The 21190-nt window shown below is 70.0% G+C and carries 11 protein-coding genes and 3 pseudogenes; 8 read left to right on the top strand and 6 right to left on the bottom strand.

What is annotated here, in order from left to right; all coding sequences use genetic code 11:
* Positions 1–141 precede the first annotated feature (141 nt).
* Together AB0435_RS13950 and AB0435_RS13945 are read left to right on the top strand one after the other, a co-directional pair.
* The gene (locus AB0435_RS13950; RefSeq protein ID WP_366427071.1) at positions 142–900 is read left to right on the top strand and encodes a phenylalanine 4-monooxygenase; all 759 of its coding nucleotides are present in this window, start codon (positions 142–144) and stop codon (positions 898–900) included.
* 40 nt (positions 901–940) lie between these two features.
* Positions 941–1603 carry a class I SAM-dependent methyltransferase gene (locus AB0435_RS13945; protein ID WP_366427070.1) on the top strand — a complete coding sequence of 221 codons (663 nt, stop codon included), beginning with the start codon at positions 941–943 and terminating at the stop codon, positions 1601–1603.
* A 22-nt stretch (positions 1604–1625) separates the two neighbouring features.
* Here AB0435_RS13945 and AB0435_RS13940 read toward each other — a convergent pair whose 3' ends face one another.
* The 3 genes from AB0435_RS13940 to AB0435_RS13930 are packed head-to-tail and all read right to left on the bottom strand — an operon-like array spanning position 1626 to position 5603.
* Positions 1626–3308: an NAD(P)/FAD-dependent oxidoreductase gene (locus AB0435_RS13940; protein ID WP_366427069.1), complete on the bottom strand. Its 1683-nt coding sequence runs from the start codon at positions 3306–3308 to the stop codon at positions 1626–1628.
* 22 nt (positions 3309–3330) lie between these two features.
* On the bottom strand, positions 3331–4395 hold the full coding sequence (locus AB0435_RS13935) for a beta-ketoacyl synthase N-terminal-like domain-containing protein (protein WP_366427094.1): 1065 nt from the start codon (positions 4393–4395) through the stop codon (positions 3331–3333).
* 5 nt (positions 4396–4400) lie between these two features.
* The gene (locus AB0435_RS13930; RefSeq protein WP_366427068.1) at positions 4401–5603 is read right to left on the bottom strand and encodes a beta-ketoacyl-[acyl-carrier-protein] synthase family protein; all 1203 of its coding nucleotides are present in this window, start codon (positions 5601–5603) and stop codon (positions 4401–4403) included.
* Positions 5604–5826: 223 nt separating this feature from the next.
* Here AB0435_RS13930 and AB0435_RS13925 point away from each other — a divergent pair, with 223 nt between their 5' ends.
* The 4 genes from AB0435_RS13925 to AB0435_RS13910 are packed head-to-tail and all read left to right on the top strand — an operon-like array spanning position 5827 to position 15640.
* Entirely contained in the window at positions 5827–6030 is a 204-nt protein-coding gene (locus tag AB0435_RS13925) for an MbtH family protein (RefSeq protein WP_366427067.1), read from the top strand.
* A gap of 43 nt (positions 6031–6073) precedes the next feature.
* Positions 6074–13585 carry an amino acid adenylation domain-containing protein gene (locus AB0435_RS13920; protein ID WP_366427066.1) on the top strand — a complete coding sequence of 2504 codons (7512 nt, stop codon included), beginning with the start codon at positions 6074–6076 and terminating at the stop codon, positions 13583–13585.
* Positions 13586–13596: 11 nt separating this feature from the next.
* A complete protein-coding gene (locus AB0435_RS13915; RefSeq protein ID WP_366427065.1) occupies positions 13597–15087 on the top strand; it encodes a tryptophan 7-halogenase in 1491 nt (496 codons plus the stop codon).
* On the top strand, positions 14999–15640 hold the full coding sequence (locus tag AB0435_RS13910; RefSeq protein ID WP_366427064.1) for a thioesterase domain-containing protein: 642 nt from the start codon (positions 14999–15001) through the stop codon (positions 15638–15640). Before AB0435_RS13915 ends, AB0435_RS13910 begins: the two co-directional genes overlap by 89 nt.
* Before the next feature lie 52 nt (positions 15641–15692).
* Here the strand turns inward: AB0435_RS13910 and AB0435_RS13905 are convergent.
* Positions 15693–16016, bottom strand: a pseudogene (locus AB0435_RS13905) (hypothetical protein); the annotation flags it as partial.
* Here AB0435_RS13905 and AB0435_RS13900 point away from each other — a divergent pair.
* Together AB0435_RS13900 and AB0435_RS13895 are read left to right on the top strand one after the other, a co-directional pair.
* Positions 15897–16218, top strand: a pseudogene (locus AB0435_RS13900) (hypothetical protein); the annotation flags it as partial. The pseudogenes AB0435_RS13905 and AB0435_RS13900 overlap by 120 nt on opposite strands.
* Positions 16191–16343: pseudogene (locus tag AB0435_RS13895) on the top strand (VapC toxin family PIN domain ribonuclease); the annotation flags it as partial. The pseudogenes AB0435_RS13900 and AB0435_RS13895, both read left to right, overlap by 28 nt.
* A gap of 406 nt (positions 16344–16749) precedes the next feature.
* Here AB0435_RS13895 and AB0435_RS13890 read toward each other — a convergent pair.
* Positions 16750–17958, bottom strand: coding sequence for an IS110 family transposase (locus tag AB0435_RS13890; protein ID WP_366427063.1), 1209 nt, complete (start codon positions 17956–17958; stop codon positions 16750–16752).
* Positions 17959–18212: 254 nt separating this feature from the next.
* Positions 18213–21152: a DUF3962 domain-containing protein gene (locus AB0435_RS13885; protein WP_366427062.1), complete on the bottom strand. Its 2940-nt coding sequence runs from the start codon at positions 21150–21152 to the stop codon at positions 18213–18215.
* Positions 21153–21190 lie beyond the last annotated feature (38 nt).

Genomic DNA, 21190 nt, shown 5'->3' with positions numbered 1-21190 from the left:
CCGCAAGGGTGCGGACAGCACGGGACGGAACGAGACGGCCGTTCTCCGTATCCCGCCCGCAGGGCCGTGGGCTAGCGTGCGTAAGTGGCTATGAGGGGGAGTTGTGCCGCAACTTCAAGGGGAGGGGTGAAACAAGACGCGATGACTGATGAATACGAGCGCCAGAAGGCCACGCGTCAGCAGAAGGCAAGGGAATGGCAGCCCGGTGAGCCGTTGCCGGACATTGCATATACGGAGGAGGAGGACGCCCTCTGGGAGACGGTTACTGCCAAACTGAGTTCCCTGCACCAGGAAGTGGCGTGCGCGAACTACCGGCGGGCCGCCGAGGCGGTGTTCCTGGAACGCCAGTGGGTTCCACAACTTGCCGTAGTCTCCACTGTGCTGACCGAGCTGACCGGCTTCCATCTGCGGCCCGCCGAAGGCACCGTCCCTGTCAAGCGGTTCCTCAGCACCTTCGCGGACAGCGGGTTCTACGCGACGCAGTACCTGCGGCGGCCCGAATCGCCCTACCACTCCCCGGAACCGGACGTCCTGCACGAGCTGGTTGGCCACGCCGTGATGCTGGGCGATCCCGCCTTCGCGGACCTCTACCGGCGCTTCGGCGAGGCCGCCCGGCGGGTGGCCACACCAGGTGCCATGCGGGCCCTGGTCCATGTCTTCTGGTTCACCATGGAGACCGGTGTCGTGTACGAGGGCGGCCGCCCCCGGGTGTGCGGAGCGGCCCTGCTGTCCTCGGTCGCGGAGATGGAATCGCTGGACAAGGTGGAGCTGCGGGCGTTCGACACCGCCGACATCGTGGCGCAGGACTTCGACGACACGGACTGCATGCCGGTGCTTTTCGCCGCCGAATCGGTCGACCACCTGGTCGCCGAGGTGCAGCGGTTCCTGACCCGGCTGTGACGATTCCCCGGCCGGCCGACATCACACAGAGAGCGAAGACATGAGAATCCAGGTCAGCATCACCGACGAACTCCAGGACTACATCGCGGACGTCTCCCTGTCCGAACCGGCGCCGCTGGGCGAGCTGCGCGAGGAGACCTCACGGCTTGACGAGCGCAATATGCAGATCTCGCCCGAGCAGGGCCAGTTCCTGTCCGTGCTGCTTCGCGCCATTGGTGCGAAGCGGACCCTGGAGGTCGGGGTCTTCACCGGCTACAGCCTGCTCCGCACGGCGCTGACCCTGCCTGCCGACGGCCGCGTCACGGCCTGCGACATCAGCGAGGAGTGGGCGAAGACCGCGCTCGGGCACTGCGAGCGGGCGGGGGTCGCGGACAAGGTGGACCTCCGGGTCGGCGACGCCCGGGAGAGCCTGGCCGCCCTCGTCGAGGAGGAGGGCGCGGTCGGCGGTTACGACTTCGTGTTCCTGGACGCGGACAAGGAGGGCTATGAGACCTACTACGAGTACGGCCTGGCCCTGCTGCGGCCGGGCGGCCTGCTGGCCGCGGACAACGTGCTGTGGTCCGGGCGGGTCATCGACGAGTCGGTGCAGGACGACGAGACCCGGGCGCTGCGCGCCTTCAACACCAAGCTGCGCGAGGACGACCGGGTCGACCTGTGCATGCTGCCGTTCGCCGACGGCCTGACACTCGCCGTGAAGCGCTGACCTGCCCACGCGCCTTCCGGCTTCAGTCCACCTTGGCCAGCCCACGCGCGTTCCGCCTCGCGGCACCCCGGGAGACGGCGAGCGGGTCCCAGCCCGCAGCGCGCGCGGGCAGTCGGCCCCGGTCGGCGAACACCGTGCCGGCGTGCGCCTCGGTCAGCAGCGGTCGCCCGAGGATCCGGGAAGCGCAGGCGATCCCGCTGACCATCACGCCCGTGATCCCGCTGCCGTAGCGGGTGCTCTGACCGACGACGTGCAGGCCCTTGATGCCCGTGGCGGTGTTCGGCCGGGCGCCGGTGGCGCCCCAGGTGGCCAGGCCGAACGGGGATCCGCCGGTGGAGAGTGTGTACCGCTCCTGGGTCAGCGGGGTGGCCAGCTCCAGGTGGGTGATGTGGTCCCGGAACGGACCCAGCACTCGCTCACCGGCCCGCAGTACGGCGTCGGTGAAGCGCTTCTTCTCCGCCAGATAGGCGGGCTCGCGGCGGTACCGGCCGCCCTCGGCCGGTCCCCGCTCGACGCCCCAGTGCCGGTAGCCGGGCGGGCACATCGTCATCAGCTGAAAGTTCGCGTGTCCGGGCGGGCAGAGGTGCCGCGCGCCGGGCTCCTTCAGCGAGGCGAACGAGATGAAGAGAAAGCGCACCTCGTCCGGCTGCTCGCCCGCGTGTAGCCCGCGGTAGAGGTCGCCGATGTCTTCGTGGTCGTACCACCAGATGTTGGCCTCGGCCTGCCGCGCCGGCGGCCGGTCGAGAGCGATGTAGACGGTCGCGAAGGGCAGCCCCACCGTCGCCTCCCGGGTCGCGCGGACGATCCGCGGGCTGAAGTGCTCCGCACCTACCAAGTCCAGCACCGTGCGGCGATAGTCGGCGCCGGAGATCACCAGCGGCGCGGTGAGCGATGTCCCGTCCGCCAGGCGCACACCGGTCGCCGTGCGCTCCGCGACGTCGATCGAGGTGACCCGGCTACGGGTGCGCAGTTCACCGCCGTGCGCCTCCATGACCTCGATCAGCGTCGCAGCCAGCAACTGTCCGCCGCCGACCGGGACATAGGCGCCCCGGATGTAGTGGTCGGTCACCATGGCGTGGGTAGCAACCGTCGCGACGTCCGGGCCCATGCCGTAGTTCGGCGACTGGGCGGCGAGCACCGTACGGGCCCGGGTGGACAGCCCGCAGTGGTCGAATAGTTCGGACAGCGGCCGCCGGCCCCAGGCCCGTACGTGCTCGGTGCCGGCGGCGATCTCTGGCAGCGCGGCGTCGGTGAGCAGCGCCCAGCGCTGTTCAGCGCCGACGGACCGACAGGTACTGGTGAACGTGCGCAGGCCCTCCGCGTCCTCGGGCAGCGCCCGTTCGAGCCGGGTCAGGTACGCGTCCCAGTCGGCGGGCACGTCGAGCGTGAGCCCGGGGATCAGGACCTGGTCGAAGCAGTCGCGGTCCATCTCGCGGAACCGTATCCGGTCGTCGGCGCCGAGGCCGGACAGGATGGCCGGGATGACGCCGTCGGGTCCGCAGTCGCCCAGGTAGTGCACGCCGACGTCGAACTCGTAGGCACGGCGGCGGCGGAAGACGTGGCTGTTGCCGCCCGCCCAGTCGTGCTGCTCAAGCACGAGCACCCGCCGTCCCGCGGCGGCGAGATAGGCGGCGCAGGTCAGGCCGCCGAGGCCGCCCCCCACGACGATGGCGTCCCACTGCTCTTCGGGGCTGGTGCTGGTCAAGGGGTCCTCGCCGTGGTCGTGGTCAGCATGCGGGATACAGCCGCAGCAGCGCGCAGCCGAGGATGCCGTCGTGGTCGACCGCGGTCACCAGCGCCAAGCGGCCGGCGAGCACCGCGTCGTCCTCGGCCCTGACGAGCACGGCGAGCACCTGGAAGGCGGCCGCTGCGGCCGCCAGATCGCCGATCAGGCTGGTGCAGTCGACCTCCGTGGGTGACCGGTGACCGAACAGCTCGGACAGCGCGGCCTGTTCCGGGCCGCTGGCTGCGCCCGGGGCGACGAGTGCGATGTCAGTGGGCCGAGCTCCGGCCCGCTCCAGCGCCCGGCGCAGACAGCGGAGCAGCAGCGCCGGGATCTCCCCGGCGTCCTTGTACACGCCGAACTCCAGCGCGACGACTTCGGCCAGGCCGCCCCGCTCGGCAGCCGCGGAGCCGTCCGGCTCCAGGCGCAGCACCGCCGTCCCCTCACCGAGGACCGTGCCGTCCGGGTCGCCTTGGCCGTGGTGGTGCAGCCGTGCCCGCGCGTCGGAGTACTCCTCGGCGCCGCCGCAGAACAGCGTCCCTGCGCGGCCGCCGACCTGCAGCCGGCGCGCGTAGTTCAGCGCCAGGAGGCCGGCCGCGCGGCCGCCGGCGATCGTCGCGTTCGGGCCCTTGAGCCCGTGCCAGATCGCGCACTGGCCAGCCGCGCAGTTCATCACCGTGTTGGGGAAACGGGCCGGGTCGACGTAGAACGGCCGATCGCCGTCGAGCGAGCTGCGGGTGAAGTCCATCGTGGATTGCACGCTGCCGGTGGTGCCGAGTACCAGGCCGGGGGCCGGGCCCTCGGTAGGAGTGCCGGGCGCCTCCGGCCGGTCCACCAGTTCGCCGACCGCCGCCACCGACAGCGCGGTGACCCGGTCCATCGAGCGGGTGCCTTTCTTGCCGAGTACGGTACGGGCGTCGAAGTCCGGAACCAGCCGGCGGGGCACGTCCCGGGCGGGCCCGGCGGCCGAGGCGGGGGCCGGAACTCCGCCCCGCAGCCCGGCCCGGAATGCCTCCGATCCGAACCCGAACGGCGAGATCGCCGACCATGCAGTGATGACGGGTCGCATGCCTGTCACGCTGCTCCTTCGTCGTAGCGGCCGAAGATGACCACCGCGTTGTTGCCGCCGAAGGCGAGCCCGTTGTTCTGAACGATCCGTAGGTCCGCCGCCACCGACTCGTTGGGTACGCAGTCGAGACCGCACTCGGGATCGGTCGTGGTGTGGTTGACGGTCGGCGGGATGAAGCCGTGCTCCAGGGCCAGGGTGCAGCCGATCGCGGCAAGCGCGCTGGCCGCGCCCATGGTGTGCCCGAGCATCGACTTCATCGACACCGTACGGGGCGGCCGGTCGCCGAAGACCGCGTGGATCGCCCTCGCCTCGGTGCTGTCGTTGGCCTTCGTGCCGGTGCCGTGCGCCGAGATGAGATCCACCTCGTCCGCTTTGACGCCCGCGTCGGTGACCGCCAGCCGCATGCAGTCGGCGACGCTCTCCTCGAGCGGCGCGACCTGGTGGTACGCATCGCAGTTGAGGCCGTATCCGAGCACCTCGGCGTGGATCCGGGCGCCCCGGGTGAGCGCCGACTCCAGACTCTCCAGCACCAGCATCCCCGACCCCTCGCCGGTGAGGATGCCCTTGCGGCCGAGGTCGAAGGGGCGGCAGCGGTCTGGAGCGATGGTGCCGAGCCGGTAGAACCCGGCGAAGGTCTTGAGGCAGACCGCGTCCGCGCCGCCGCAGAAGGCCAGATCCGCATCGCCCGCCCGGATGGCGTCGAGCCCGTAGCCGATCGCGTAGTTGCCGGCAGCGCACGCCGTCGGGATGGTCACCGCCTCGGCGTCTGCGAGCGCGAACTCGCGCGCGACGGAGGCCGACAGCCGGGAAGGGGAGGCCCGGCGGGCGATCCGCGGGGCCATCGCACCCGGTTCCGCAGCGTCCTGCGCCACCAGCCGGTCGAGGTCGCGGGTCTCGCCGTCGGTGGTGCCGACGGCCACCAGGACGCGGCTCGCGGCCAGCACCTCCGGGGTCAGCCCGGCGTGGCCTGCGGCCATCCTGGCGGCGGCCACGGCGAACTGGGCTGCCCGGCCGAGCTCTCCAGGATCGAGCCGCTTGATCCAGCGCTCCGGTTCGAACCCTGCTATCTCGCAGCCGTTGGCGTGCTCGAAGCCGGTGGTGTCGAATGCGGATATGGGCCGGACCTCGCTGCGACCGGTGCGCAGCCCGGCGAGGAATTCGGTGACCGAGGTGCCGATGCTGGAAACTACGCCGAGCCCGGTGATCACTACCCGCCGGCCGGGTCTTTTCGTTCTCCCAGCAAGCAATGCACTGACCCCAATTCAGAAGAGAGATGCAATTCAGATCCGCCCGGAAGACTACAGCCGGACTTCCGGCGGGTACACAACTGCCGGTGTCTCGTTCCGTCCCGTATCGTCCTTCCACTTGCTGGGACGCCGTCGCGCGGGCAAGTCTGCAGTTCGAGCGCGACGATGCGATAGGGGTAGTCCAGTGACGAATCCGTTCGACGATAACAAGGCGGTCTTCTCTGTCCTGGTGAACGGCGAAGGGCAGTATTCGCTCTGGCCGGTATTCGCCGACATTCCGGAGGGTTGGACCGCGGAGATCTCCGACAGCAGCCGCGAGGTCTGCCTGGCCTACATCGAGGAGAACTGGGCGGATATGCGGCCGAAGAGTCTGCGCGAAGCCTCCTGACGTTCGCCGCCCTGGTCCACCGGCTACTACCCCGGGAATGAAAATGAGCAACGTCGGCGGTGACCTGCTGCCGCTTTCCGCCGCGCAGCGCGGAATCTGGTACGGACATCAACTCGATTCCAGCGGCCGGAGCTATCGGATCGCGGAATACTTCGACATCCGCGGCCCCGTAGACCCCGAGGTGTTCGGTGCCAGTTGGCACCAAGTCGTCGAGGAGACCGAGGCGCTGCGCCTCCGGTTCACCGAAGAAGCGGATGGGCCACGGCAGTTCGTCCACGGCACCGGGGCCGCCACCGTGGACGTGGTGGACGTCTCCGCGAGGCCGGACCCCGCGGACGCCGCGTTGGAGCAGATGCGCGCCGACCTGGACCGGCCGGTCGACCTGTCCCGTGGCCCGCTGCACACCGTGTTGCTGTTCAAGCTGGCCGCGGAACGCTGGCAGTGGTACTTCCAGTTCCACCACGCCGCTCTGGACGGTTACAGCGGGGCGATGGTGGTCCGTCGCGTCGCCGAGGCGTACTCGGCGCTCCTCGCCGGCGAGCCGACTGGCCGGCCGGAACCGCTGCCGTTGCGTGGTTTGCTTGACGAGGAGGCCGACTATCGTACCTCCGACTCCTTCGCCGCCGACCAGGAGTACTGGCGTGCCAAGCTGGCCGACCGGCCGGACCGGGTGACCCTGGCCAAGCGTTCGTCCGGCGCGGCCGAAGAGCCGGCGCACTGCTCGGCACAGCTCGGCGCGGACCTCCAGCAGCGGCTGATCGACTCCACCGGGCGGGCGCTGCCCACCGTCGTGCTCACCGCCGTGGCCGCCTATCTGCACCGGCTGACCGGAGCGCAGGACCTCGTGCTCGGACTGCCGGTGACGGCACGGCCGGGCCCCGGCACCGGGGCGGCTGGGATGGTGTCCAATCTGCTGCCGCTGCGCCTAACAGTGACCAGTGGGCTCAGCTGCGCCGACCTCGCCCGGCACGTGCTGTCGCGCGCCCGTGAGGCGCTGCGCCACCAGCGGTACCGCTACGAGGACATGCGCCGCGACCAGCGGTTGTCCCTGGAGGACGAATCGCTGGTCGGCCCGGTGGTCAACGTTCTGCCGTTCAGCTACGACCGCGGTTTCGGCGGTCACCCGATGACCTCCCACAACCTCGCGGGCGGGCTGGTCGAGGATCTGTCGATCACGGTCTACGACCGCGGTGAAGGGCAGGGGCTGCGCGTCGACTTCGACGCGAGTGCTCTGTACCGGCAGGAGGACCTCCTGACCCACCAGCGCGGCCTGCTGCGCGTGTTGCAGGCGATGGCGGACGACCCGGCGGTGGAGGTCGGCCGGATCGAGCTGCTCGACGAGGCCGAGCGCCGGCGGGTGCTGCACGAGTGGAACGACACGGCCCGCGAGCACCCAGCGGCGACCTGGCCCGCGCTCTTCGAGGCACAGGCCGCCAGAACCCCCGACGCGGCCGCTGTCCTCTTCGAGGACACCGCGCTGAGCTACGCTCATCTGAACGGCCGCGCCAACCGGCTCGCCCGCTCGCTGGTCGCCTCCGGCATCGGCCCCGAGAGCGTGGTGGCACTGGCACTGCCGCGCTCGATCGAGCTGATCACCGCCATGCTCGCAGTGTCCAAGGCGGGCGGCGCGTACCTCCCGCTCGATCCGGAACACCCGGCGGAGCGGCTCGCGTTCATGTGCGCGGACGCCGCGCCCGCCTGCGTCATCATCGGCGAGCAGAGCCCGGCGGGCTTGCCCGGCGGCCTTCCCCGGATCACGCTCGACGGCCGCTCCGGCACCCACACGGACACCGGCCCGGCGGCCGACCTGAGCGACGCCGACCGGATCGCCCCGCTGCTGCCGGACCACCCGGCGTACGTCATCTACACGTCTGGCTCCACCGGCCGGCCGAAGGGTGTCGTCGTCACCCACGCCGGTGCGGCGTCGCTCGCTTTCGGGCAGATCGCCCGGCTGGGAGTGGACGAGCGCAGCCGGGTCCTGCAGTTCGCGTCCCCGAGCTTCGACGCGGCGTTCTCCGAGGTGTCGATGGCCCTCCTGTCCGGAGCGGCGCTGGTGCTCGCGCGCGCCGAGCAGCTCGTCCCAGGCGTCACCCTGACCGAGCTGGCCGCCAAGCACGCCCTGACTCACGTGACCCTGCCGCCCGCCGTCCTCTCCGCGATGCGGCCCGACGAGCTGCCGGTAAACCTCACCCTCAATCTGGCCGGCGAGGCGTGCCCGCCCGAGGTCGTCGCTGCCTGGTCGCCGGGCCGCCTCGTGCTCAATGCCTATGGTCCGACCGAGGGCACGGTCTGCGCGACCATGTCGGACCCCCTGTCCGGCTCCCGGACGCCGCCGATCGGCCGCCCGATCGACAACATGCGGGTGCTCGTCCTGGACGGCGCGCTGCGCCTGGTGCCGGCAGGCGTCGCCGGCGAGCTCTACCTGGCCGGTCCGGGACTGGCACGGGGCTATCAGGGACGTCCGGGACTGACCGCGCAGCGGTTTCTCCCCTGCCCGACCGAGGCCGCACAGGCGCCGGGCGAACGGATGTACCGGACGGGCGACCTCGCCCGTTGGCGTACCGACGGGCAGCTGGAATTCCTCGGCCGCGCCGACGACCAAGTCAAGATCCGCGGCTTCCGCATCGAACCGGGCGAGATCGAATCTGTGCTGGCCAGCGACGGCGCCGTGCGCGAAGTCGCCGTGGTCGCCCGCGAGGACGTCCCCGGCGAGCAGCGCCTGATCGCTTACGTCGTGCCACACGAGGGGCGGACCGTCGACCCGGCGGCGGCTCGGAGGTCGGTCGGTGAGGTCCTGCCCCGGCACATGGTGCCCGCAGCGGTCGTTGTCCTCGACCGGCTCCCGCTGACTCCCAACGGAAAGCTGGACCGCCGCGCGCTGCCCGCCGCCAGGTTCACCGGCACCGGTACGAGCCGTGCCCCACGCAGCCCGCGGGAGGAGATCCTCTGCGGCCTGTTCGCGGATGTCACCGGCGCGGCCAAGGTGCACATCGACGACCACTTCTTCGACCTCGGCGGGCACTCGCTCCTCGCGACCAAGCTGGTGGCCAGGATCAGGCCGGCCTTCGGTGTGGAACTCACCGTCCGCGACATCTTCGGCGCACCCACGGTGGCGGAGCTCGCGCGGCGGCTGGACGAGGTCGGCGGCTCGCTGCGGCCCGCCGTCACCCGCGCGCAGCGGCCCGAACGGTTGCCGCTGTCCTTCGCTCAGCGCCGTCTGTGGTTTCTCGGCCAGATGGAGGGCCCGAGCGCAACGTACAACATGCCGGCCGTGCTGCGGCTGACCGGCGAGCTCGACTGTGCGGCACTGGCCGCGGCGCTTGGGGACCTGACCGACCGGCACGAGACGCTGCGGACGGTGTTCGGGGAGGTCGACGGAGTGCCGTTCCAGCGCGTGCTCGACGTCCGGCCCGCGCTGCCGTGCACCGACGCCACCCAGCAGGGGCTGGACGCCGAGGTCGCCAGGTTCTGCGGCCAGGAGTTCGACCTGGCCGCCGATCCGCCGCTGCGGGCACAGCTCTTCGCACTGTCCCCGACCGAGCACGTACTCGCCCTGGTGATCCACCACATCGCGGGCGACGGCTGGTCGATGGCCCCGCTGGCAGACGACCTGGCATCTGCGTACCAGGTCCGGGCCGCCGGGCTCGACGACGGTGCGCCCGAACTGCCCGTCCAGTACGCGGACTACACGCTGTGGCAGCAGCATCTGCTGGGCACCGAGGACGACCCGGACAGTCTGATCAACGAGCAGATCCAGTACTGGGCGAAAGCGCTGGACGGCGTGCCGGAGGAACTGCCACTGCCGGTGGACCGGCAGCGTCCCGCGGTCGCCAGCTACCGGGGCTCGACCGTCCGGTTCGACATCGGAGCCGACCTCCATGCCGCGCTCACCGAGCTGGCCCGGCAGAGCGATGCGAGCCTGTTCATGGTGGTCCAGGCGGGCCTGTCCGCACTGCTCAGCCGACTGGGTGCCGGTACGGACATCCCCATCGGCACGGCCATTGCCGGCCGGACCGACGAGAGCCTGGACGGGCTCGTCGGATTCTTCGTCAACACCCTGGTGCTGCGCACCGACCTCGGCGGCGACCCGGCGCTGCGCGAACTCATCGCGCGGGTACGGGAAACGGATCTCAGCGCCTACGCCAACCAGGACCTTCCGTTCGAGCGCCTGGTGGAGATCCTCAATCCGAGCCGGTCGACGTCGCGGCACCCCCTGTTCCAGGTGATGCTGGCGTTCCAGAACCTGGCCGACGTCGAGTTCCGGCTGCCCGGGCTGGCGGTCGAGGCCAAGCAGCTCTACACCGAGACTGCGAAGTTCGACCTGGCCTTCAGCGTGTTCGAGCAGTTCGACGAGCAGGGCACGCCGCACGGGCTGACCGGCGTGGTCGAGTTCGCGGTCGAGCTGTTCGACCCGGCCACCGTCGAGCGGATGCTGGACCGGCTGGTCCGGGTCTTCGAGGTGATGACGGCCGACCCCGGGACACGTCTCGGCGACGTCGACGTCCTCGACTCCGCCGAGCGGCAGCAGGTGCTGCGCGAGTGGAACGACACTGGCCGGGATGTCGCCCCGGCGGTCTTCCCGGAGCTCTTCCAGACGCAGGTGGCCGCGACCCCAGACGCGGTCGCGATCCGCTGCGAGGGCACCGCGCTCACCTACCGGGAGCTGAACGCGAACGCCAACCGGCTGGCCCGGCATCTGGCCGCGCGCGGGGTGGGGCCGGACGACTACGTCGCGCTCGCGCTGCCCCGGTCGATCGAGCTGACCACGGCCATGCTGGCGGTGCTGAAGGCCGGCGCCGCCTATCTGCCGGTGGACCCGGACTACCCCGCGGAGCGCATCGCGTTCATGCTCGACGACGCCGCGCCGCGGTGCGTGCTGATCGCAGCGGACAGTACGGTCCCGCTGCCCGCCGGACTCGTGCGGATCGTCCTCGACGGCGCGACCCGCTCGGCCGCCTCCCGACTGCCGGGCGGGGATCTGGTGGACGGCGACCGCGTGGCGCCCCTGCGGCCGGGCCATGCCGCCTACGTCATCTACACCTCCGGTTCCACCGGCGTTCCGAAGGGCGTCGTGGTCCCCCACGCGGGCATCGCCAGCCGGATGGGCAGCGAGATCGAGCGCCTGGACGTGAGGCCGGACAGCGTCGTGCTGCAGTTCGCGTCGCCCAGCTTCGACGGCGCGTTCTCCGACATGTGCATGGCGCTGCTGGCCGGTGCGACGCTGGTCGTGGCGCCGAGGGAGAAGACGCTGCCGGGGCCGGCGCTGAGCGCGCTGATGCACGAGCAGGGCATCACCCATGTGACCCTGCCCCCGCCGGTGCTCGCGGCCCTGCCGGACGACGGCCTGCCCGCATCGATGATGCTGGTCATGGCTGGCGACGCTTGCTCGGCCGACATCGTCAGCCGCTGGGCGCCTGGCCGCCGGATGGTCAACGCCTACGGCCCAACCGAGGCCACCGTCTGCGCCACCATCAGCGACCATCTAGTCCCCGACGGCACCCTGCCCCCGATCGGACGGCCGCTGGACAACACCCGGCTCTACGTCCTCGACAACCGGCTGCGGCCCACTCCGCCGGGCGTGGCCGGTGAGCTCTACATCGCGGGTGAAGCCCTGGCGCGCGGTTACCTCCGGCGCCCGGGACTGACTGCCGGCCGGTTCGTGGCCTGCCCGTTCGGCGTCCCCGGGGAGCGGATGTACCGGACCGGGGACGTGGCCCGGTGGCGCGGCGACGGCCAGCTCGAGTTCGTAGGCCGGTCCGACGACCAGGTAAAGGTCCGTGGCTTCCGGATCGAACTCGGCGAGGTGGAGGCGGCGCTGACCGCCCACCCCGGCGTGGCGCAGGCCGTCGTGGTGCCCCGGGAGGACCAGCCGGGTGGCAAGCACCTTGTCGGCTATCTCGTCCCCAGCGGAGACGACCCCGCGGTGGCGAAGGACCGGGACGAGCGGCAGGTGGGGGAGTGGCAGCTCACCTACGACTCGCTCTACGCCGGCGGGGAAGCGGCCGAGTTCGGCGAGGACTTCTCCGGCTGGAACAGCAGCTATGACGGTCTGCCGATCCCCGTCGAGCAGATGCGCGCTTGGCGCGACGCGACTGTCGACCGGATCCTCGAACTGCGGCCGAAGCGCGTGCTTGAGATCGGCATGGGCACCGGGCTGCTCCTCTCGAAGATCGCGCCGGAGTGCGAGAGCTACTGGGGCACCGACATCTCGCCCCGGATCGTCGAGGGAGTCCGCGGCCAGGTGGCCCGCGACCCGCGGCTGGCCGACCGCGTCGAGGTACGGGTCCAGCCGGCCCACGACCTCGACGGGCTGCCACAGGGACACTTCGACACGGTTGTGCTGAACTCCGTCGTGCAGTACTTCCCGAACGCCGACTACCTGGAGAAAGTGCTGCGGGGCCTGCTTGGGCTGCTGACCCCAGGCGGCCGGGTGTTCGTCGGCGACGCACGCAACATGCACCTGCTGGAGGCGCTGCGCACAGCCGTCGAGCTGGGCCGCCCGGCCGGCACGGCGGACGGCAAGGCGGTGCGTGCGGCGGTCGAGCAGTCCGTGTCCCTGGAGAAGGAACTGCTGATCGACCCGGCCTTTTTCACCGGCCTGGACGCCGCGGCCGACCTCCGCGTCAAGCGATCGGACTTCCGCAACGAGCTGACCGCGCACCGATTCGATGTCGTCCTCCACAAGCAGCCGTACGAACGCGTCGATACCGACGGCGCCTGTGAGCTCACCTGGGGCGCCGACCTCACCGGCCTGGACACGCTGGCGGACCTGCTGGCCGCGGCGCACCCCGCACCCGTCCGGCTACGCGGCGTCCCCGACGCGCGGGTCGAGCACGAACTCGCGGCGGTACGCGTCCTGGCCGACGGTGGCCCGCAGGAAGCCGCCCGGGACAGGCTGGCGGAACGGGACGATGCCCTCCCGGACCCCGGGGGCTTTGCCGAGCCGGCCGGACGGGCCGGCTACCGCGCTCTGGTGCTGCCTCCGGGCGAGGACGGCACGCTCGACGTCCTGTTCATGGAGCGGAGCGCGACAGGGGTGCCCACGAGCGGGTATCGGCCGCAGCGCTCCGGACCCCGGCCGCTGACCAACAACCCGTCCCGGTCCGCGGAAGCCATCTCCCTGGGTGCCGCGGTGAAGGCTCACCTGCAGGACTCCCTGCCCGACCATATGGTCCCCTCGACTCTGGTCGTGCTGGAAGAGCTGCCGCTGACGCCGAACGGCAAGGTGGACCGGCGTGCACTGCCCGCACCGGGCCGAGCCGGCGCCGGGACCGGCCGGGGGCCGCGGAACGAGCGTGAGGAAGTGCTGTGCCAGCTGTTCGCGGAGCTGCTCGGCGTGCCGAAGGTCGGCATCGACGACGACTTCTTCGAGCTCGGCGGCCACTCGCTGCTGGCGACCCGACTGGTGTCCCGGATCCGGTCGACGCTGGGCGTCGAGCTCGCCATCCCGGATCTGTTCAACGCGACCACGGTCGAGAAGCTCTCGGGCCGGCTGGCCGTGGCGCGCAAGCGCGAGCGGCCAGTGCTGCGACCGCGTCCGCGCCCGACAAGTTAAGGAGACTGTCCGTGTCATCTGCTGAAGAGTTCGATGTCGTCGTGGTCGGCGGTGGCCCAAGTGGCTCGACTGTCGCGTCCTTCGTCGCCAAGCAGGGACACCGGGTGCTGCTGCTCGAGAAGGAGTCCTTCCCGCGGTACCAGATCGGTGAGTCACTGCTACCGGCGACCGTGCACGGCATCTGTGGGCTGCTGGGCGTCTCCGAGGAGATCGAGCGGGCCGGTTTCACACGCAAGCTCGGCGGCACCTTCCGGTGGGGCAGCAGCCCCGAGCCGTGGTCGTTCGCCTTCGCCATCTCGCCGCGGATGGCCGGTCCGACCTCGCATGCGTATCAGGTCGAGCGGATGAAGTTCGACGACATCCTGCTCAAACACTCCCGCAAGCTCGGGGTGGACGTGCGCGAGAACTGCGCCGTGACCGAGGTGGTCGAGGACGGCGAGCGGGTCCGCGGGGTCGCCTACACCGACGCAACCGGTGCCCGGCACACGGTCAGCGCGCGGTACGTCGTCGACGCGTCCGGGAACAAGAGCCGAATCCACCGCAGGGCCGGTGGCGAACGCGCCTACTCGGACTTCTTCCGCAACATCGCGATCTTCGGCTATTACGAAGGCGGCAAGCGGATGCCCGGGCCAAAGCAGGGCAACATCTTCTGCGTCGCCTTCGACGAAGGCTGGTTTTGGTACATCCCGCTGAGCGACACCCTCACCAGCGTGGGCGCGGTGGTGAACCGTGAGTTCGCGGAGTCGGTGCAGGGTGACCCCGCCGACGCGCTCTCGCAGCTCATCGCGAAGTGCCCCCGGGTCGACGACCTGCTGGCCGACGCCGAGCGTGTCACGGAAGGCGTCTACGGCCAGGTGCGTGTCCGGAAGGACTACTCGTACAGCAACAGCAGCTACTGGCGCCCGGGAATGGTGCTGGTCGGGGATGCCGCCTGCTTCCTCGACCCGGTCTTCTCCTCGGGGGTGCACCTCGCGACCTACAGCGCTCTGCTCGCTGCGAGGTCCATCAACTCCGTGCTGGCGGGCGACCTCGGCGAGGAGGAGAGCTTCGCCGAGTTCGATGCGCGGTACCGCCACGAATTCGGCCTGTTCTACGAGTTCCTGGTGTCGTTCTACGATATGAACAGTGACCACCAGTCGTACTTCTGGCAGGCGAAGAAGGTCACCAGCTTCGCGGACTCGGAGCTTGAGGCATTCGTCGAGCTGGTGGGCGGGGTGGCCTCTCTCGACGGCGCCTTCGTGGACGCCGAGTCAGTGCGGACGAGGTTCAAGCACACCGCCGGTGAACTCGAGCGGTCGGTGTCCCAGGTCGACCGGACCGGTGGGGACGACGCCACTCCGTTGTACCAGTCGGAGATCATGGGCAGCGTCATGGAGCAGGGTACCCAGATCCAGGTCCAGGCCGCGCTCGGCGGTGACCTCGACCCGGCGGACGCGCTGTTCCCCGGCGGGCTGGTGCCCTCGGCCGACAGCCTGCGCTGGGTGGCGTCGGCCGAGCAGTGAGCCACGGCGTCTCGAGGTCTTGGCGGTGCAGTACCCGGGCCGCCAGGACCGCTGGCACGAGCCTGCGATCGACGACCTCGGCGAGCTCGCGGGGCATGTCGTCAGGGAGTTCGGGCCCGCCCGGAACGGCGGTCCGCCGGCCCTGTTCGGGCACAGAACGGGTGCCTTGGCAGCGTGCGAGGTAGCCCGCCGACTGGCGTCGGCGCGGCTGTATGTGTCCGCGCACTCGGCGCCCCCTCGCGGAGCGTCGAGGCCACGATGGGGCTCAGAGATTGACGCCGATCTGATCACGGACATGCGCAGGCTGAACGGAACGGACACCGGACTCCTCACCGACTCGGCGATGCTGGAGCTGCTCCTTCCGGGCCTCCGGGCCGAGTACCACGCCGTCCGGACCTACCAGTGGCACCCGAGCTCCGAGCCCTGCTGTCCAGTGCGGGTCCTTCCCGGCAGTCGCGACTGCGACACCCCGCCGCACGTGGTGCGGGACTGGAAACGGCACACCGCGGGCGAGGCCGTTTCCATGAGTACGAGGGCGGGCGCTTCTACCTGACTGAGCACACCCGGCGGACAGCGGACCTCCTCGCCGCGGACATCGCGCAAGCGAAGGCCCCGGTGAACTGCGCGGCCCCGTAGCCGATCCCGGCTATCGCGCCGAGCAGGCCGAGGAGATTCAGCCCGCCCGTGTACCAGCCCCACTTCTTGGAGCCCGGCTGGTCGGCCATGTAATACAGCGCGCCGGAGGTGGGGTAAGCGCTGGTGATCTCCGCGAGCCTGGTGCCGACGAACATGACTGTCACCCCCACCCGGGGCTGACGCTCATCGGCAACGGGACCGCCTGGCTGGCCGAACTCGACATCACGCTGCCGCCCGTCACGCGGCGTCCGCCTGTCCGATCGTGCCTGGACTGGACGGAACGCTGCCCTCACTTGGCCGGTGCCGTCGGTGCCCGCCGTATGCCGTCATGCCTTCGGCTCCGGCTGGATCACTCGGATCGGCACCAGCCGCGCCGTCGCTCTCACCGACGCCGGCCAGCGCGCGCTCCAGGACCACTTCGGCCTGTCCGACGAGATGCGTAGTCTGTACCCGCCCGCAACTTGGGTCTCGACCTCGACCTGGCGGACGCGGTGAACATGGCGTTGGCTGCAGCTTTCGACACCGAGGCCATCTTCGCCCTCGACCGCCGAGACTTCCATGCGGTACGCCGGCTCGGGGGCTACAAGGCATTCCGGGTCCTCCCTGACGACCTCCCGCTCTGGCTACTGCCTCACGGCGGTGTGGTCGGCGTTATCGGCGACGGAACATCAGGTGTGGGACGCCGCCTTGCGTAGGGGAGCGTCGTGCGAGTGTACGTAGCGCCTATGCCGCACGTAAGGCACACTGCCGATCAACGCGATGCTTGCACAGTAGGGCCCTGACCTGCTGTTTCTTTCCACATGTTTTTCATCCCCCTCTTCCCGACATCGCATCATGTGGAGTGCGTGGCGACCCTGAAGCCGATCGCCAAGAATGCCTGACCTGTAGGTTTATGCGTGTGCATCACAAGGTGGTGTGGGGGTTGCGGGGCATTTCCGAATGCTGGAATACCGCTCGCGACGCTCATCCGACGCTCTCCCTGGCAAAGTGTCAGCTGGCGGGAAGCGGGGGCTCCTATGGGTTTCGTCAACCGGTGGGGGCGGGTTGGGGTTGGTAGAAGGTGCCGTCGCGGAGCATGGCGAAGAGCACGTCGGCTCGTCGTCTGGCGAGGCAGAGGAGGGCCTGGGTGTGGTGCTTGCCCTGCGCGATTTTCTTGTCGTAGTAGGTCCGGGAGACCGGGTCGGCCAGGGCGGCGAACGCTGAGAGGAAGAAGGCGCGTTTGAGTTGCTTGTTTCCCCGCCGGGATGGATGTTCGCCGCGGATCGAGGAGCCCGGGCTGCGGGTTGCCGGGGCGAGACCTGCGTAGGCGGCGAGGTGGGCGGCGGACGGGAAGCTGCTGGCGTCGCCCACGTCGATGAGGATCCTTGCTCCGGTCCTGACGCCGATCCCCGGCATGGACGTCAGGACCTTGGAAAGAGGGTGGGCCTCCAGCAGTTCCTCGATCCTCGTGGCGAGGAGTTTCCGCTGGTCGAGCACTGCCTGGAGCGAGCTGGCGAGGCTTGGGACGATCAACGCGGCCGCGTCCGTGCCGGGCACGGTCACCGTCTGCTCGTCCAGGGCCGTGAAGATGTCCTCGATCAGCCGCTCGGCCATCCGCGGTGCCTTCGGCCGGATCAGGTTCACCAGCCGGCGCCGTCCGGCCTTGCGGATCTGGGCCGGGGAACCGAACTGGTCGAGCAGTTTGAGCACGGCTGGGTGCTGCACTCGCGGGCCCAGCACGCGCTCCAGCGACGGGTGGATCTGTGTCAGCAGGCCCCGCAGCCTGTTGGCGATCCTCGTCGCTTCGCCGGCCAGGTCGTCGTCGAAACCCACGATCATCTCCATCTCCGCGACCGCCTCGTCGGCAAGCTCGATGGTCCGGAGAGTGTGCGGCATCGAGCGGGCGGCGTCGGCGATGATGAACGCGTCACGGGCGTCGGTCTTGGCCTCGCCTGGGTAGAGGTCGGCGATCCGGCGCATCGTCAGTCCGGGTAGATAGGCGACCTGGCAGCCCATATCCCGGGCCACGGTCAGCGGGAGGGCCCCGATCGAGCCCGGCTGGTCGACGATCACGAGCACGGTGCCGTGCTTGGCTTGCAACTTGGTGAAGACTTCGCGGAGCTTGGGCTCGCTGTTGGGCAGCCGCTTGTCGAAGGCCTTCTTCCCGGCCGGGGTGACGGCGGTGGCGTGGTGTTCGCCCTTGCCGACGTCCAGGCCGAGGTAGACGTCGATGTCGCTGGTGTCGATCACGCGCATCCTCCGGTCGTAGTGTTGCTCCGGCGCTGCCGGATGCGCTTGGGCCGGGGGTCGTTCCCTGCGAAACGGATCGTCGGCCCGATACGATGGTGCGTTCTTGCCTTGCGGGGCGCGTTGCTATCCCTCCGGAGTGGCGCGAGGCAGACTCGATGCCCACCTGACGCACGGGTGGGTCGTCAGAGGGGCCTCTTTCCTGTACCACCCCACTATGCGCCCTTGCGAGGAATCCAGAAGGCCAGAAGGTGTTTGCCCGTTCAGGCTGCGGGGGTTCGCGCGGATGGCCCGAAGAGTGACAACTGTTCGTCGTGCTCGGCCGGTTCCGGCATGTGGGCCAGGCCCGGTGCAGCCGCCACATCCGGGTTTACGTCTGCCACCTGGTCCGTTTCCGGGGCCGAGTCCTCTTCAGCGCGGGTGGGGAGGACGTACTCCTGAGACAGGCCCGCGAGGTGCAGGGGCAGCGGAAGGCTCAACGCGTCTGGCAGGTCGGGGGCCTGCCGTAGCTGGTGAACGGCCAGTGCCAGGGCCTCTGGTACGTCCCCGTCCTGCGTGTGGCAGCCGAGCACGGCGACTTCGACCAGGCCGGGGTTCCAGGCGGCTTCGCCCGTGTCGATGGTCAGCTTTCCCTTGGTATTGACCCGTGGGGCCAATTTGTCCGCGGCTACAGAGAGCTTGAAAGTTTGAGCCTTGGGCGTGGTCGACCAGAAGACACGCGCCTCGCCCTGGGCAGTGGATGGATCTGTCCACAGATGGGCCGGGAGGCCATTGGCGCTGTTCGGGTCCGGATTCAGGCCCCACCACTGCGCAGTCTCACGTCCGCGCGCGCTGCGCACCCGTACGATCCGCAAATCCGGGTCCAAGCGACGTGCGGGGGCGTGGCTGCCGCGGAACTTGTCCGCCACCACATTGGCGTCCTGCAGCCAGGTCCAGTGCGAGCGCATGTTCTGACCGTGCGCGAGCAACACGGTGGGGGTGCCTCGAACGGAGCGCAGCACCTTTTCCAGCCATTCCTCGGCCGCCCGTCGCTGTTGAGCCCGGTCTGTCCACCAGGACGGGAGGCTCGCCGATTCGCCGGTGTCACGCGGGGCGGGAACCGGATGCCGGGGGACCTCGGCACGGCGGGTGAGTTGCAACAGCATGACCGGGTACGGCACCCAGGCCCGGGCCTGCTCGTCCCAGCCCTGTACCCGGGCCGCGCCTGCCCCCGACGGCTGAGGCGTGACGAGGACCGCGACGGGAACATGGCCGGCCCAGCGCGTGCGGCTGCGCGCGTTCTTACGCACCATCCAGGTGGCCAAGTACCTCAGGCCCTGCGGGAGTTGCGAGCCGAGGCTGTGCTCGGGATGCACGCGCACGCCCAACTGCCGCAGACCGTCGTCCCATGCTTTGGCAGCACGGAATTCCGCATTCTTCTCGCTGTTGTAACCCTTGGTCTTCTTCGGTACGGCCATGAACTGCGTCAGCACTTTGGCGTCGGCGCAGCCCAGGCGCAGTGCGAACTTCGGATCGTGATCAGGGGAGGAGAAGTCCTTCGCGCGGTCGATTTCCACCAGTGTGAGAGTGGGCACGGGCGAGGCTTGGTCCGAGGCGACGAACTCGGCGGTCTGTGTACGACGCATGGCGACTGCAGTCGTGATGGCTTCACGGGAATGCCGGGTTCCCTCAGGAAGGGGCAGGTCGCCGCCGAGTGAACGCGGCAGCTTCAGGCACCGCAGACGTACGACGATCTCAGGCATCTGCCATTCGAGGACCACTGGGCTGGTGTCGTATGCGGACGAAGCGTCGGGCGCGCCGCCGTCGCCCTTCAGATCCAAATGTGCGATGAGCGCCGCGACCGCTACGTCCCGCATCGCCGGCGTCTGCCACAGCAGTCGCGCCTCCAGTACAGGCGTCACCCCGACGTCGGTTCCGGAGCTGAGGTCGCTCAGTGCGAACGCAGCTCCCTTCCGCCGGGCTTCGGCACGGCGAAGATTCACCTCCGCCTTCTTCGCCGTGTCGGAAGGGTCCTGACGGGGGTTGGCGGGTGAGCTGCCGGAGAGGCGGGTGCGGACGAGAGGCGCGGTGGGGCGAAGCTCCTCGGGCAGAGCCTCCTCGGCCCACTCGGTGAGAGCGGAGCGCTGGTGCGACATCAGACCGGCGCCCACCTCGTGCGACCCCATGGCCGTGCTGTACACGACAGCCGCGCGCATGTCGTCCTGAATCCACTCGGCAGGTGCGGCAAGCAGGGCCTGCGCATCGGGGAACGGGTCGGTGAGGAAGATGTTGCGCAGCATGCCGGCGGGGCCACCGCCCACCCAGTCGTAGCCTCCCTGGAGCCAGGCAAGCCGGGCCACGGCGAACCGGTCGCTGAGCGGCGCGCCGGACAGCCAGGGCACGCGCGGTCGCAGCATGACCGTGGTCCTGCGCCCGAAGGGAAGGTGGAGCCGACCGGCCTTCGCGCCGATGCGCGTGGCGTACCGCCGGATGTGCGTGTGGAAATGGAACCGTGGCAGCGGTTCGAAGGGCACCGTGTGGAGGGTGATGTTCAGGACCACTGAGTACCACTCCGTGCCGCGAGCGCCCTCGTGGGGCAGCGCCTGCGACACCAGCTCGGCCCCTTGGTCCTGCGGTCCGCGCGGCATCGCCCGGAAACGCAGCCGTCCCGCTCCGAAGTCGTACGGCTCCAGGGAGAGGATCCGCTGGGCCAGCCAGTCGGTGGTCAACTGGAACTGGCGAGGGTCCGGAGCGGCGGTTCCGCCCGCGGTCGTCGGGCACTTGAGCAGTTCCACCTCGACGTCCTGTTGCCACTGGGGCGGATCCTCCTGGAACAGGGCCCGTACTTCGGCGACGCGGGAACGGTGTTCGGGTTCCGGTCGGAGGTCGCGGAGCCAGGCACCCAACAGGCCCTGGAAGGCCGGATCGGGAAGCGGGGCCGGGGACGAGTGGGGCGCGTACAGCCAGAAGTCCGGCCCCTCTCCCCGGTACTGCGAGGGGCGCGGGCGTACCAGCAGGTCTGGCGCGAAGGTCTGGAGCACCTGGTCCATGCGCCAGGTCGGCACTGTCTCCCATCGCTTCTCTCGGCCTGCGCTGCACAGGTCGAGCAAGGCATCTCGCCACTGCTCGGGAAACGGAAGTGCGCGGTAGCGTGCGAGGTGGGAGGCGTCGGGAGAGGCCGGGAGCCAGGAAGCGGTTCGGACGGAGTCATAACGAAGAGCCATGGTGGTTCGCCTTCCGGGGCAGGGGTACGGCGGGGCTG

This window comes from Streptomyces sp. NPDC051173 (genome assembly GCF_040689515.1).
Classification (GTDB): Bacteria; Actinomycetota; Actinomycetes; order Streptomycetales; family Streptomycetaceae; genus Streptomyces.
The sequence above is the reverse complement of the archived record's forward strand: the minus strand, read 5'-3'. Positions and strand labels throughout refer to the sequence as shown.

Coding starts and splice junctions, on each gene's coding strand:
- AB0435_RS13945 (WP_366427070.1), top strand. CDS start 941: ATGAGAATCCAGGTCAGCATCACCGACGAACTCCAGGACTACATCGCG.
- AB0435_RS13890 (WP_366427063.1), bottom strand. CDS start 17,958: ATGCGCGTGATCGACACCAGCGACATCGACGTCTACCTCGGCCTGGAC.
- AB0435_RS13920 (WP_366427066.1), top strand. CDS start 6,074: ATGAGCAACGTCGGCGGTGACCTGCTGCCGCTTTCCGCCGCGCAGCGC.
- AB0435_RS13950 (WP_366427071.1), top strand. CDS start 142: ATGACTGATGAATACGAGCGCCAGAAGGCCACGCGTCAGCAGAAGGCA.
- AB0435_RS13885 (WP_366427062.1), bottom strand. CDS start 21,152: ATGGCTCTTCGTTATGACTCCGTCCGAACCGCTTCCTGGCTCCCGGCC.
- AB0435_RS13935 (WP_366427094.1), bottom strand. CDS start 4,395: ATGCGACCCGTCATCACTGCATGGTCGGCGATCTCGCCGTTCGGGTTC.